This window comes from Sphingopyxis sp. (assembly GCF_035250425.1).
In the GTDB taxonomy this organism is placed as follows: domain Bacteria; phylum Pseudomonadota; class Alphaproteobacteria; order Sphingomonadales; family Sphingomonadaceae; genus Sphingopyxis.
On record NZ_DATFFD010000234.1, the window covers coordinates 1 to 13,717 of the forward strand.

A 13,717-nucleotide genomic window follows, 5' to 3' on the forward strand; every position below is an offset into this window, starting at 1 on the left:
CCTCCTCTGACAAGGGGATGATGTCATGCGGGTCTTTTCTGCCATGATGATGCCGGTTCTGCTCACGGTCTCGGCCGCGGCGCAAGAAGTCGAAGTCACCGACAATCCGATCGCCGACATTGTCGATGAAACAGAAACCGAAATCGGCGGCGGAATGGCGAGCTATTACGGCAACGAGCTTGCCGGTAACCGCACCGCGAGCGGCGAACGCTTCGACCCCGGCCAACTCACCGCGGCCCACCGCTCGCTTCCCTTTGGCAGCAGGGTGCGCGTCACCAACACCTCGAACGGCGACAGCGTGATCGTCCGCATCAACGACCGCGGCCCCTTTGCGCGCGGCCGCGTGATCGACGTCAGCCACGCCGCGGCGCGCGAAATCGGCATGCACCGCAGCGGCACTGCGCGCGTGAAGCTGTCGCTGCTCAGCGACGACTGAGGATCAGTCGAACACCGACCAGCCCGCCGCATAAGCGAAATGTTCGAGCGCGACGGCGCCGGCGAGTGACGTCCCCGCCTCGTTGAGCGCGGGCGACCAGACCGCGATCGATCCCTGCCCCGGCGCGATGCAGAGGATGCCGCCGCCGACCCCGCTCTTGCCCGGCAGGCCGACGCGAAAGGCGAATTCGCCCGAATTGTCGTAATGACCGCACAGCATCATGATCGCGTTGATGCGCCGCGCGCGGTGCGGATCGATCAGCTGCTCGCCGGTCAGCGGATCGCGGCCCTCCATCGCGAGGAACAGCCCGGCGCGGGCGAGCTGACGGCACGACATCGCGATCGCGCACTGGCGGAAATAGACGCCGACGACGGTTTCGACCGGGTGCTTCAGATTTCCGAACGCGTCCATGAAGTGCGACAGGCTGCGATTGCGCGCGCCGGTTTCGGACTCCGAAGAGGCGACGTCGAAGTCGATGTCGACGCCGTCATCGCCCGTGCGTGCGCGCATGAAATCGACGATCTCGCCCGCGACCGCGTCGCCGCTGCGCCCGTCGATCAGCCGGTCGGTGGTCGCGAGCGCGCCCGCGTTGATCAGCGGATTGCGCGGAATGCCATGCTCGCTTTCGAGCTGGACGATCGAGTTGAACGCGCTGCCCGACGGTTCGCGCCCGACGCTGTCCCACAGCGCGCTGCCGACGCGGCGCAGTGCGAGCGCCAGCGTGAAGACCTTCGACACCGACTGGATCGAGAAGGGTTCGTCGGCGTCGCCCGAGGTGTGAACGGTGCCGTCAGGAAGCGCGAGCGCGAAGCCGAGCTTGTTCGGATCGACCTTGGCGAGTGCAGGAATATAGTCGGCGACGCGGCCTTTTCCGAGGTGCGCGGCGGCCAGCGTCATCGCTTCGTCGATATGGATACGGAGGTTTTCGGTCATCGCGCAACTTTAGCATCTTCGCGCACATACGCATGTATTTTCATTTTTGCAGAAATATTCTATGAAATGGAAATCACTCACGCGACTCGGGAGAAGGAAGATGGTCGATCATCCGCGCGGCAAGGGGCTTTCGAGCGCCGTCAGTTATCAGGACAGCAAGGCGGCGTTCCGCTGGCTGGAGGAGGCGTTCGGGTTCGAACCCTTGTTCGTGCTGCTCGACGAAGCGGGCAACCTCGCGCATTCGGAAATGGGCTATGGCAATTCGGTGGTGATGGTCGGCAATGAATGGTCCGACGATCACAAGAGTCCGAAATCGATCGGCGGCAAGAACACGCAATCGGTGCATGTCCAGCTGAACGTCGGCGACGATATCGACGCGCATTGCGCAAAGGCGCGCGCGGCGGGGGCCGACATCATCGCCGAGCCCGAGACGCAATTTTACGGCGACCGCAGCTACCGCGCCAAGGATCCCGAGGGGCATATCTGGACCTTTGGCGTGACGGTCGAGGCGAAGACCGCCGAACAATGGGACGCCGAGGGCGGCTTCACGACCAAGACGCGGCTCGACGATTGAGCGCCGCGCTCGACCGGATGCTGGGCGCGCTCGCCGATCCGAAACGGCGGCGCGCGATCGAACTGCTGGGCGAGCGTCCGCGCAGCGCGGGCGAACTCGCGGGCGAACTCGGCCTCGCGCCACCCGCGATGAGCCGCCATTTGCGCGCGCTGAAAGAAGGCGGGCTCGTCGAGGACGGCCATCCCGACTTCGACGCGCGCGTGCGCATCTATTCGCTGAAGGACGGCGCGACCGCCGAACTCAAGCAATGGCTGGCCGAGACCGAAGCGCTGTGGTCGCACCAGCTCGCGGGCTTCAAACGCCACGTCGAGGGCGGCGCATGACCGCCGCGGTGATCGTCGCCTTGCGTATCGGCGTGGCGCCCGATGTCGCCTTTACCGCCTTCACGCGCGATATCGGGATGTGGTGGAAGAGCCATCCGCTATTCCAGCTGTCGCGCAAAGGCGATGGCGTGCTGCGCTTTGACCCTGCGGGGCCGGGCGGGCGGCTGATCACGCGCTTCGACGACGGCGAGGAGTGGGAGATTGGCGCGGTCCGCCATTGGCTGCCGGGCGAGCGGCTGGCGTTCGGCTGGCGGCTGCCGAGTTTCAAGGCCGATCAGGCGACCGAGGTCGATGTGCGGTTCGAGGCGGTGGGCAATGCAACGCGTGTGACGGTCGAGCATCGCGGCTGGGACGGCATCCCGCAAAACCATGTCGCGCGGCACGGGTTCGAGCTGATGCTGTTCCAGCGGCGGCTGGGGGAATATTGGCGGGGGTTGCTGGAGAACTTAGCAAAACGGCTTTGATCCCCCCCATCGCAAGTCGATGGGGGGATTTGAAAGACTTGCCGCTGCTCGTGCGGAGCGCCACACCGCTCCCATGCCGCTCCCCGCCCCTTTCACCGACTGGTTCGCCGCGCGCGGGTGGCGGCTCAGGCGGCATCAGGCCGATATGCTCGCGGCGGGGACGCGCGGCGAGAGCGCGTTGCTCGTCGCCGCGACGGGCGCGGGCAAGACCTTGTCGGGGTTTCTGCCGACGCTCGTCGATCTGGCGCAGCATCCGACCGACCGGCTGCACACGCTCTATGTGTCGCCGCTGAAGGCGCTCGCGGCCGACGTCGAGCGCAACCTCCTCGGCCCGATCGCCGAGATGGAACTCGATATCAGCGTCGAGAGCCGCAGCGGCGACACATCGTCCGACAAAAAGGCGCGCCAGCGCAGCCGGCCGCCGAACATCTTGCTGACGACGCCCGAATCGCTGTCGCTTTTGCTGTCCTATCCCGACAGTTTCACGATGTTCGCCGACCTCAAGACGGTGGTGATCGACGAGATCCACGCTTTTGCGCCCGGCAAGCGCGGCGACCTGCTCAGCCTCGCGCTGTCGCGGCTCCAGACGATCGCGCCGGGGTTGCGCCGCGTCGGCCTGTCGGCGACGATCGCCGATACCAGTGCCTATCGCGGCTGGCTGGCGCCCGATGGCGACGCCAGCGCGGTGACTTTGGTCGAGGGCGAGGCGGGCGCCGAGCCCGATATCGCCATATTGCTGCCCGAGGGCGCCGTGCCGTGGGCGGGGCATTCGGGGCGCTATGCGGTGCATCAGGTGATGGACGAGGTCGCGAAGAACCGCACGACGATCATCTTCTGCAACACGCGCGGGCTCGCCGAACTGATCTTTCAGGAGCTGTGGAAGGTCAACGACCTGTCGCTGCCGATCGCGATCCACCACGGCAGCCTCGACCGCGAGGCGCGGCTGCGCGCCGAGGCGGCGATGGCCGAAGGGCGGCTGCGCGCGCTCGTCGCGACGTCGAGCCTCGATCTCGGGCTCGACTGGGGCGACGTCGATTGCGTGATCCAGATGGGGGCGCCGAAGGGATCGTCGCGGCTGCTCCAGCGCATCGGTCGCGCCAACCACCGGCTCGACGAGCCGAGCAAGGCATTGATCGTGCCGGGCAACCGTTTCGAATATCTCGAGGCGCGCGCGGCGCTCGACGCGGTCGAGGCGGGTGAGCGCGACGCCGACCGCTTCCGCCCCGGCGCGCTCGACGTCCTCGCGCAGCATGTGATGGCGCTCGCTTGCGCCGCGCCGTTCAAGGAGGATGCGCTGCTCGCCGAAATCCGCTCGGCGGCGCCGTACCAATGGATCGACGCGCCGACCTTCGCGCGGCTGCTCGGCTTCGTGCGCGACGGCGGCTATGCGCTCAAAAGCTATGATCGCTTTCGCCGCCTCGCGCCCGATGGGCAGGGCGGCTGGCGGATCGCGCATCCGCGCCTCGCCGCGCAGCACCGGCTCAACGCGGGAATCATCGTCGAAGCTCCAATGGCCGATGTGCGGTTCAAAAACGGCCGGCGGCTGGGCAAGGTCGAGGAATATTTCGCGAGCACGCTGTCGCCCGGCGACACTTTCGCCTTCGCCGGCCTGAGCCTCGAGGTCGAGTCGATCCGCGACACCGACCTGATCGTGCGCGCGACGACGCGCCCCGCGCGCATCCCGAGCTATATGGGCGCGCGCCTTGCGATCTCGACGCGGCTCGCCGACCGCGTGCGCACCTTCCTCGCCGATCCGGCGAGCTGGCGGCGCTTTCCCGAGGATGTGCGTTTCTGGCTGGAGATGCAGGCGCTGCGATCGGCGCTGCCGCGCCCCGGCGAATTGCTTGTCGAAACCTTCCCGCACGAGGGTAATCATTATCTCGTCTGCTATCCGTTCGAGGGGTGGAACGCGCACCAGTCGCTGGGCATGCTGATCACCAAAAGGATGGAGCGCGCGGGGTTGCAGCCCCTGGGTTTCGTCGCGTCGGATTATGCGATCGCGATCTGGTCGCTGCGGCCCGTGGTGCATCCGCAGAATCTGTTCGATGCCGAGATCCTGTCGGAGGAGTTCATCGAATGGGTCGAACGGTCGCATCTGTTGAAGCGCGCCTTTCGCGAGGTCGCGGTGATCGGTGGGCTGATCGAGCGCCAACACCCGGGCAAGCGCAAGACGGGCAAGCAGGTGACCTTTTCGACCGACCTGATTTTCGACGTGCTTCGCAAATATGAGCCCGATCATCTGCTGCTCGAGGCCGCATGGGCCGACGCGCGCGAGCGGCTGACCGACGTCGCGCGCCTCGGCGACCTGCTCGACCGCGCGGCGGGGACGATGCTGCACCGGCGGCTCGACCGGATCAGCCCGCTCGCGATCCCGGTGCTCGTGCTGATCGGGCGCGAGAATGTCGCCGCGGCCGATATCGACGACGCGCTGCTGGGCGAGTTGGCCGACACACTCGCCGAACGGGCGATGCGCCTCGACCGATGACCGGCGTTTCGCTTGCTGCGCGGCCCGATGAGGCGTAGATTACGCCTAAACATAATGAGGATGCCAGCGATGACCCAAGCTATCCGGCGGTCCGTCCTGTTCGCGCTGCTGCTCGCCGCCCCCGCGCTGATCGGTGCGACCCCGGCGCCCGCCGATCCGCCCCCCGCTCCGGCCCCGGCCGGCGACGCCGTCGCACCGCCGGTGACGGTGGTGCCCTATATCCAGCCGTTCGACCTTGATGCGTCGCGGCGCATGTCGGTGAAGGTCATGGTTGGGGGCAAGGGTCCCTTCTCCTTCCTCGTCGACACCGGCGCCGAGCGGACGGTGATCGCACGCGAGCTCGCCGAACGGCTGGGGCTTGCCGAGGGCGCGAAGCTGAAGCTCGCGACGATCGGCGGCTCGGCGATGGTGCCGAGCTATCGCATCGCCGCGCTGCAAATGTCGAACCTGCATCTCGCCTCGGTCGAGGCGCCCGCCTTTTTCGGCCGGCATATCGGCGCGGCGGGGCTGATCGGCGTCGATATGCTCGAGGAACGCCGCATTCTCATCGATTTCCGCAAGGAAAGCATGTCGATCCTCGAAACGCGCAAGCGCGCCCGCCCGATCATCCGCGACGATGACGCGATCGTCGTCACCGCGCGCAACATGGCCGGCCGGCTGATCCTGTCCGACGCGCGCCTCAATGGAAAGCGCGTCGACATCATCGTCGACACCGGCGCCCAGACCAGCGTCGGCAATATTGCCTTGCAGAAACTCGTCGCGTCGCAACGCCAGAACCGCCTGCCCTTCACCCCCGCCATATTGGATGCGGTGACGGGCGAAGCGGTGCCGGCGACGCGGACCGCGATCAAACGCATCGTCATCAGCGGGATGGACGTGAACGACCTTCCCGTCAGTTTCGCGAACAGTCAGGCGTTCCGCGCGCTCGGCCTGCACGAACGGCCCGCCCTGCTGCTGGGGATGGACAGCCTGTCGCTGTTCGACCGCGTCGAGATCGATTTCCCGAACAAGCGCGTCGTGTTCGACCTGCCCGACGGCGCGCATCGCGATTCGGGCCAACGCTTCGCCGCAAATGGGATTGCGGCGGGGGGCTAGGGTCCAGACCCTAGTCCGCTTGCGGCGGGGCGCCGTCGCCGCCATAGCGGGCCTATGTCCGCCGCCGCGATTTTCGATTTTGCAGGCCAGCAGTTTCAGATGCTGGCCGACCGGGCGCTGTTCTGGCCGCGCCACGGCGCGCTGATCGTCGCCGACCTGCATCTGGAGAAGGCAAGCTGGTACGCCGCGCTCGGCCAGCCATTGCCGCCCTATGACAGCCACGACACGCTCGACCGGCTCGCCGCGCTCGCGGCCGAAACCGGCGCGCGCGCGATCTGGTGCCTCGGCGACAGTTTTCACGATCGGGGCGCGGCGGAGCGCATCGTCCCCGCGGTCGCCGCACGCCTGTTCGGACAGGCGGCATCGGCGAAGCTGCTGTGGATCGCAGGCAATCACGACGGGCTGACCGGCGGCGCGTGGGGCGGCGAGGTCGCCGACGAGCTGGTGATCGACGGCATCGTCTTTCGCCATCAGAGCCTGCGGCATGAGACACGCCCTGAGGTTTCAGGGCATTTCCATCCCAAATTGCGGCTCAATATCCGCGGGCGGGCGGTATCGCGCCCCTGTTTCGCGGGCGATGCGCAGCGGCTGATTCTTCCCGCCTTCGGCGCGCTGACGGGTGGGCTCGCGGTCGAAGACGACGTCATTGCTGCGAATTTTGATGGCGCGTATGAGGCAATGCTGGTCGCGCGCGACCGCCGGCTCTGCTTTCCTTGCCCCGGCCGGGCCGCCGATGACGCTACGGCAAGCCGCGCGCTTGCCACGCGCTAGACCCTAAGCCCCACCGAACAGGCGCTTTCCCGCCTGTGGCCAAAAAGCATCACCCCGTCAAAAACGACGCAAATACGTGCCCCCCGCTGGATCGGCCGCGCAATTGAGTTATGCTCGGCACGCAACAAAAATAAATAAATGTTGAGAGGAGTGCCCGATATGAAATCATCTTCCCTTCGTGCTGCCCGCTTTATGCGCACCAGCGCGCTCGGCGTATCGCTTGCCATGACCGCGTTCGCGGTTCCCGCCTTTGCGCAGGATGCGCCGGCCGACACCGCGACCGACGACAGCGACAACACCCCGATCATCGTCACCGCGCAAGGCCGCGCCCAGCTTTTGTCCGACGTGCCCGTCGCGATCTCGGCGGTCAGCGCCGAAACGCTGCAGAACAGCGGCGCGAACGATATTCGCCAGCTGAACCAGGTCGCGCCGTCGCTGCTCGTCTCGTCGACCGGTTCGGAAGCCAATGGCTCGGCGCGTATCCGCGGCATCGGCACCGTCGGCGACAACCCCGGCCTCGAAAGCTCGGTCCCCGTCTTCATCGACGGCGTCTATCGCTCGCGTTCGGGCATCGGCCTCAACGAACTCGGCGAAATCGACCGTGTCGAGGTGCAGCGCGGCCCGCAGGGCACGCTCGGCGGACGCAACTCGTCGGCTGGCCTGATCAGCATCTATTCGAAAAAGCCGAGCTTCGAATTCGGCGCCACGGGTGAGGTCACCTATGGCAATTACGACTATTGGCGCATCGGCGGCAGCGTCACCGGTCCGATCACCGACACGCTCGCGGCGCGCATCGACGGCATCTGGGTCAAGCGCGACGGCTTCTTGAAGGACGCGGCGAACAACACCGACGTCAACGACCGCGACCGCTATTTCGTGCGCGGCCAGCTCTTGTTCGAACCGACCGACGCGCTGTCGATCCGGCTGATCGCCGATTACACGTCGCGCGACGAGAAATGCTGCGGCGCGACCTATATCGACCGCAGCGTCAACCCGTATATCGGCAACCTCAACAATCCGTCGACGCCGCTGTCGGTCGGCGGCGTGCCGGCGCCCGACGGCAACAACATCATCAATGTGCTGCGCGATCTCGGCCAGCCGCTCGCGGCGTTCAACCAGGGCTATGACCGCAACATCTGGGTGACCCCGGGGCGCAGCTTTGCCGGCAAGACCAAGGATTACGGCTTCTCGGGCCAGATCGACTATGATCTCGGCGGCGCGACGGTGACCTCGATCACCGGTTACCGCGAATATCGCTCGGGCCAGGGGGGCGACCTCGACTATGGATCGGTCGACATCCTCTATCGCGCGCCGAGCGACGACGCCTATCGCCAGTTCCACACCTTCACGCAGGAAGTGCGTCTACAGGGCGAAGCCTTCGACGGCAAGCTCGACTGGCTCGTCGGCGGCTTCTACGCCAATGAAAAGCTGACGGTGCGCGACAATCTGCGTTTCGGCACCCAATATGGCCGCTTCGCCGCGTGCCGCCTGATCTCGGGCGGCGGGCTCGCAGCGCTCTATTCGCCGACCTCACCCGGTTGCGTCGCGGCGCGGCCGCCGGCATTCGGCGCCGCCTCGCCCGCCATTTACGCGGCGCTCGACCAGCTCGACAGCATCAGCGACAAGGGCAGCATCAACGACCGCTACAAGCAGACGGACACCAACTGGGCGCTGTTCACGCACAATATCATCCACATCACCGACAAGCTCGATCTGACGCTGGGCGTGCGTTACACCCACGACAAAAAGAAGTTCTCGGCGGCGTTCACCAACGACAACCAGGCCTGCGTCAACGTCCAGAACCTCGTCGGCGGCTTCCTGACCGTCCCCGCGCTCGCCGCGGTATCGGGCGGCCTCGTCGGCCTGTCCTGCCAGGGCAATTCGACCGCCGAGCTCAACGGCGTGTCGATCAACGACAGCCGCAGCGAGGATGAATGGACCGGCACCGCGATCCTGTCGTACAAGCCGATCGACGACCTGATGGTCTATGCCAGCTTCGCGCGCGGCTACAAGGCGGGCGGCTTCAACCTCGACCGTTCGGCGCTGAAGAACCCGATCCAGATCGTCAATGGCGTTCCGACGACGACCTTCGCGGCGGCGGGCGGCGCGCAGGCGCTGGTCGGCAACCTCCAGTTCGACCCCGAACTGGTGAACAGCTATGAACTGGGCGCGAAATATTCGACCGGTCCGTTCGGCCTCGGCCTGACCTTCTTCCGGTCGGATTTCAAGAACTTCCAGCTCAACACCTTTAACGGCAGCGTCTTCCTCGTGCAGACCGTCAACGGCTGCGAAGATGATCTGAACGGCGGCGACCGCGACCAGAGCAAGTTCAACACGGCGCCCAATTTCAATGCGGGAGCGGCCGCCACCGGCGCCTGCCCCGCCGACAAGGTGGGCTATGGCGTGCGGACCGAGGGCTTCGAGCTCGAGGCCACGCTGGTTCCGTCGCGCGACTTCCGCATGACCGCCGGCCTGACCTATGCCAACACCAAATATCGCAGCAATCTGGTCGGCAACAAGTCGGGCGCCCCGCTCGACCAGGCGCTGCGCCTGCTGCCTGGCAACAATCTGTCGAACGCGCCCGAACTGGTCGCCACCGGCAGCATCACCTGGACACCCGAACTGACCAGCGGCGGCCTGACCGGTCTTGTCTATATCGATGGCCGCATGACCAGCGATTACAACACCGGTTCGGACCTGTTCCCGCAGAAGGAGCAGAACGGCTATGCTCTGTTCAACGCGCGTATCGGCGTCCGCGGCCCCGACGAGAAATGGGGCGTCGAACTCTGGGCGCAGAACCTGTTCAACAAGCAATATTCGCAGGTTGCGTTCAACTCGCCGTTCCAGGAAGGCGGCGTCAGCGGCGCCTTTGCCGACCCGCAATATCCCGGCGGCCGCCAGATCTTCTCGCAGTTCCTGGCCGAACCCAGAACCTATGGCGTGACGCTGCGCGGCAAATTCTGATCGCAGCGATCGAGGAAAAAACCGGGGGCGGGGCCGTTGGCCTCGCCCCTTTTTTTTGGCCGCGCCGAATGCCGGAACCAGTCAAGCCGTCACTTCTGACAGCTGTGACATAAATGCCGCGCCGCGCCGGACAATGACGTAACGAAACAGCCTTGTGCTGGCTTGCCGCGGTCCGGTCGTGATAGGCTGACCGCAAATAGAATATCGTGATGCTCTCCCGAAAAACACCTGTGGAGGAGGGCCATGACCATGACAGACTGTTCCCGCCGTACCCGCCTGCTGCGCACCAGCGCCGCCGGCCTGCCGCTTGTTCTCGCCCTGTGGGCCGCGCCCGCCGCGGCGCAGGATGCCGGCGCCGAAGCGAATGACGAAACGATCATCGTCACTGCGACACGGCGCAGCGAGGCGCTGTCCGATGTGCCGATCGCGGTTTCGGCGGTCACCGGCGAGACGCTGGAAAAAACCGGCGCGACCGACGTGCGCGCGCTGGGGCAGGTCGCGCCGTCGCTGCTCGTGTCGGGCGCGACGAGCGAGGTCAATTTCTCGGCGCGTATCCGCGGCATCGGCACGGTCGGCGAAAATCCCGGCCTCGAATCGTCGGTCGGACTGTTCATCGACGGCGTCTATCGCAGCCGCACCGGGGTCGGCCTGTCCGAACTCGGCGACATCGAACGCGTCGAAGTGCTGCGCGGGCCGCAGGGCACCTTGTTCGGGCGCAACTCGACCGCGGGCCTGATCAACATCGTCACCAAAGGCCCCGAACTCGGCCGCTTCGGCGCCAAGGGTTCGATATCCTATGGCAATTATGATTATTGGCGCGTCGACGGCATGATCAACGCGCCGCTGGGCGACAAGGTCGCGGCGCGCATCGACGGCGTCTGGCAGAAGCGCGACGGTTTCATCGACAATGCGACGGCGGGCGAGCCCGACATCAACGACCGCGACCGCTGGCTGGCGCGCGGGCAATTGCTGTTCGAACCGAGCGAGACGCTGAAATTCCGCCTGATCGCCGATTACAGCCAGCGCGACGAAAATTGCTGCGGCGGCGTCCTGCTCAATCCCGTGCGCAACCTGGCGCGCGGACCCGGCGGCTTTCCCGTCGCATCCACCAATACGCTGCTGCCGATCCTCCAGGCGTTGGGCGCGAACCATCAGATCCCCCCGGCGGGAACACCCTTTGTCCGGCGGCAGGCGACGACGCCGGGGGTCACCTATCGATCGGACACCAAGGATTGGGGCGTGTCGGGCGAACTCAATTGGGAGCTTGGCGCGGCGACCTTGACCTCGATCACCGCCTATCGCGACTACAAGAATGCGCAGGGGCAGGATGCCGATTTCAGCGCGCTCGACGTGCTGCACCGCACCGACCTCGACCGCCGGTTCCGCCTGTTCACGCAGGAAGTCCGGTTGCAGGGCGAAGCGTTCGACGGGCGGCTCGACTGGCTGATCGGCGGTTATTACGCGAACGAGAAACTCGATGTCGACGACGACATTGTTTACGGCAACAACTACGAACAATTCGCCAACTGCCTGCTCTTCGCGAGCGCGCTGCCCTCGGCCGTGCTGCCCTCCAACCCCTCGTGCGTGAACGTGCCGGTGGTACAGGGGACGATCGCCGTCCTGCCCCCGGGTGCGACGCGATCGCTTCTGCAGGCACTGATCGCCAATCCCGCACGTCCGGGTTTCGGCTCGCTCGCGGCGGCGCTCGGCCAGCCGGCGCTCGCGATCAACGGCACCGGCAATCAGGGATCGACCTTTGCGCAGCGGAGCCGCAACTTCGCGGTGTTTACGCACAACAGCTTCGACATCGTGCCCGACGTGCTGACCTTCACGATCGGGGCGCGTTACACGAGCGAACGCAAGACGCTGGATGCCGATGCGAATTTCAACAATGCCATCTGCCCGCTGATCGTCAATTCGCCCTTCCAGTCGCTCGCAACCTTGCCCTGCGTGATAAACGGCACCGCGCCCGACCTGCCGCGCGGCAGCGCGGGGACGAAGTTCAAGGATAATGAATGGACCGGAACCGCGGTGCTGAGCTGGAAACCCGCGCCCGAGTGGCTGGTCTATGGATCGGCGTCGAAGGGCTATAAGGCGGGCGGCTTCAACCTCGATTTCTCGGCGCTCGACCGGACGTGCAACACGACCTTCGACCCGGCCTGCGCGGCGCGGCTGGCGCTGCCCGCGAACACGAGCGGCAACGGCCGCCCCGAGGCGAGCGACCTGCAATTCGCGAGCGAAAAGGTCGACGCCTATGAACTCGGCATCAAATGGGACGGTCCCGGAATCGACGTCAATGTCGCGGCTTTCTATCAGGAATATAGCAATTACCAGCTCAACACCTTCAACGGCGTCAATTTCGAGGTCACCAACATCCAGGCGTGCAAGGACGATCTGAACGGCGCCGATTCCGACGGGTTCGCCGCGACCGGCGCCTGCCCGTCCGACCGGCTGAAGCCCGGCGTGCGGTCGAAGGGGGTCGAGATCGAGGCCTTCCTGCGCCCCGCGCGTTATGTGTCGGTCAATATGGGGCTGACCTGGGTCGACACCCTCTATCGCCGCAATCTGGTGGGCACGGGCGGGCGGCCGCTGTCGCCGGTGCTGTTCCAGCTTCCCGGCCGCGGCGTGTCGAACGCACCGCGCTATGTCGCGACCGCGGGGATCAGCTGGACGCCGCCGATCGGCAGTTCGGGAATGAGCGCGCTCGTCTATCTCGACACGCGCCTGCAAAGCGACACCAACACCGGGTCCGACCTCGACGTCGAAAAGGTCCAGGACGGTTTCGCAATCTTCAACGGCCGCATCGGTCTTTATGGGCCCGAGCGGCGCTGGGGCGTCGAGCTGTGGGGCCAGAATCTGCTCAACAAAAGATATTACCAGATCGGCGCCGACATGCCGCTACAGGGCGGCGGCACCTTCCGCGCCGTCGCGGCGCCCGCCTCGTCGGGGCTGGCGGGCACCGCGAACCAGCTGTTCGTCGGCTTCCCCGGCGAACCGCGTACTTACGGCGTGACATTGCGCGGCCAGTTCTGACGGTCTCTCCCCCTCCCCGAAGCCGGGGAGGGCGTAGGGAGGGTCTGCCGCGGCCGGGCACTGCCGCGTCAGGCCCTTTCCTTTGGGTGATGTCGGCTTTGGGGTGGGGCGCTGCCATCCCCCATTTTCGTCATCCCCGCGAAAGCGGGGACCCAGAGCGTCCGTCGGCTGGCCCATCCCTGGGTTCCCGCTTTCGCGGGAATGACGAATTATTAGAACGGAGCGGCCGCAATCGGTCGCTAGCCGACAAATAGAAAAGGGCCCACCGGGTGGCCGGTGAGCCCTTGGTCCTGGGAATATGCGGGCCGGTGCGACTGCGCCCGTAAGGCGTCCGGCCCTAAGCTCTGTCCTAGGGCGCGAGGATCGCGACCGCGAGGTACAGCAGCAGAGGCAGGCCGAAGCCCAAAAGCGTCAAGGCGACGAAGCCGACGCGCGTCCACAAGACGTCGATGCCGAACTGGTCTGCCATCCCGGCGCACACGCCGAAGATCATCCCGTCGCGACGATTCTTGCGAAAACCCTGTTTCATTTCTTTCCTTTCCATCCCGGCCAGCACGGCCGGCGTTTATCGAGGGCCGCGGCGGCTGGTCAGGCGACCAGACCGTTGGGGCCGGCAGCGGCGAGGAGCATGATCGAGCA

At 66.0% G+C, this 13,717-nt stretch carries 11 protein-coding genes; 9 read left to right on the forward strand and 2 right to left on the reverse strand.

The window, feature by feature from the left end:
* The first annotated feature begins 25 nt into the window (after nt 1-25).
* Nucleotides 26-436: a septal ring lytic transglycosylase RlpA family protein gene (locus tag VJ811_RS14060; RefSeq protein ID WP_324073390.1), complete on the forward strand. Its 411-nt coding sequence runs from the start codon at nt 26-28 to the stop codon at nt 434-436.
* Nucleotides 437-439: 3 nt separating this feature from the next.
* On the opposite strand, the gene VJ811_RS14065 is transcribed toward VJ811_RS14060, so the two are convergent.
* Nucleotides 440-1,369: a glutaminase gene (locus tag VJ811_RS14065; RefSeq protein WP_414711950.1), complete on the reverse strand. Its 930-nt coding sequence runs from the start codon at nt 1,367-1,369 to the stop codon at nt 440-442.
* 100 nt (nt 1,370-1,469) lie between these two features.
* Between VJ811_RS14065 and VJ811_RS14070 the strand changes: the two genes are divergently transcribed.
* The 8 genes from VJ811_RS14070 (at nt 1,470) to VJ811_RS14105 (ending at nt 13,078) form a co-directional block, all read left to right on the forward strand.
* Complete coding sequence (locus VJ811_RS14070) at nt 1,470-1,943, forward strand: VOC family protein (protein ID WP_324073392.1); 474 nt, start codon at nt 1,470-1,472, stop codon at nt 1,941-1,943.
* A complete protein-coding gene (locus tag VJ811_RS14075; protein WP_324073394.1) occupies nt 1,940-2,266 on the forward strand; it encodes a metalloregulator ArsR/SmtB family transcription factor in 327 nt (108 codons plus the stop codon). The genes VJ811_RS14070 and VJ811_RS14075 overlap by 4 nt, the downstream gene beginning before the upstream one ends.
* Nucleotides 2,263-2,730 (forward strand): SRPBCC domain-containing protein, encoded by a 468-nt coding sequence (locus VJ811_RS14080; protein ID WP_324073396.1) that lies wholly within the window; start codon nt 2,263-2,265, stop codon nt 2,728-2,730. Before VJ811_RS14075 ends, VJ811_RS14080 begins: the two co-directional genes overlap by 4 nt.
* A gap of 73 nt (nt 2,731-2,803) precedes the next feature.
* Nucleotides 2,804-5,215 (forward strand): ligase-associated DNA damage response DEXH box helicase, encoded by a 2,412-nt coding sequence (locus VJ811_RS14085; RefSeq protein ID WP_324073398.1) that lies wholly within the window; start codon nt 2,804-2,806, stop codon nt 5,213-5,215.
* Between the two features lie 69 nt (nt 5,216-5,284).
* Complete coding sequence (locus VJ811_RS14090; protein ID WP_324073400.1) at nt 5,285-6,310, forward strand: retroviral-like aspartic protease family protein; 1,026 nt, start codon at nt 5,285-5,287, stop codon at nt 6,308-6,310.
* Nucleotides 6,311-6,364: 54 nt separating this feature from the next.
* Nucleotides 6,365-7,081, forward strand: coding sequence for a ligase-associated DNA damage response endonuclease PdeM (gene pdeM / locus VJ811_RS14095; protein WP_324073401.1), 717 nt, complete (start codon nt 6,365-6,367; stop codon nt 7,079-7,081).
* A 159-nt stretch (nt 7,082-7,240) separates the two neighbouring features.
* The gene (locus VJ811_RS14100; RefSeq protein ID WP_324073403.1) at nt 7,241-10,045 is read left to right on the forward strand and encodes a TonB-dependent receptor; all 2,805 of its coding nucleotides are present in this window, start codon (nt 7,241-7,243) and stop codon (nt 10,043-10,045) included.
* Nucleotides 10,046-10,294: 249 nt separating this feature from the next.
* Nucleotides 10,295-13,078 (forward strand): TonB-dependent receptor, encoded by a 2,784-nt coding sequence (locus VJ811_RS14105; protein WP_324073405.1) that lies wholly within the window; start codon nt 10,295-10,297, stop codon nt 13,076-13,078.
* 349 nt (nt 13,079-13,427) lie between these two features.
* On the opposite strand, the gene VJ811_RS14110 is transcribed toward VJ811_RS14105, so the two are convergent.
* Entirely contained in the window at nt 13,428-13,607 is a 180-nt protein-coding gene (locus VJ811_RS14110) for a PspC domain-containing protein (RefSeq protein WP_324071714.1), read from the reverse strand.
* Nucleotides 13,608-13,717 lie beyond the last annotated feature (110 nt).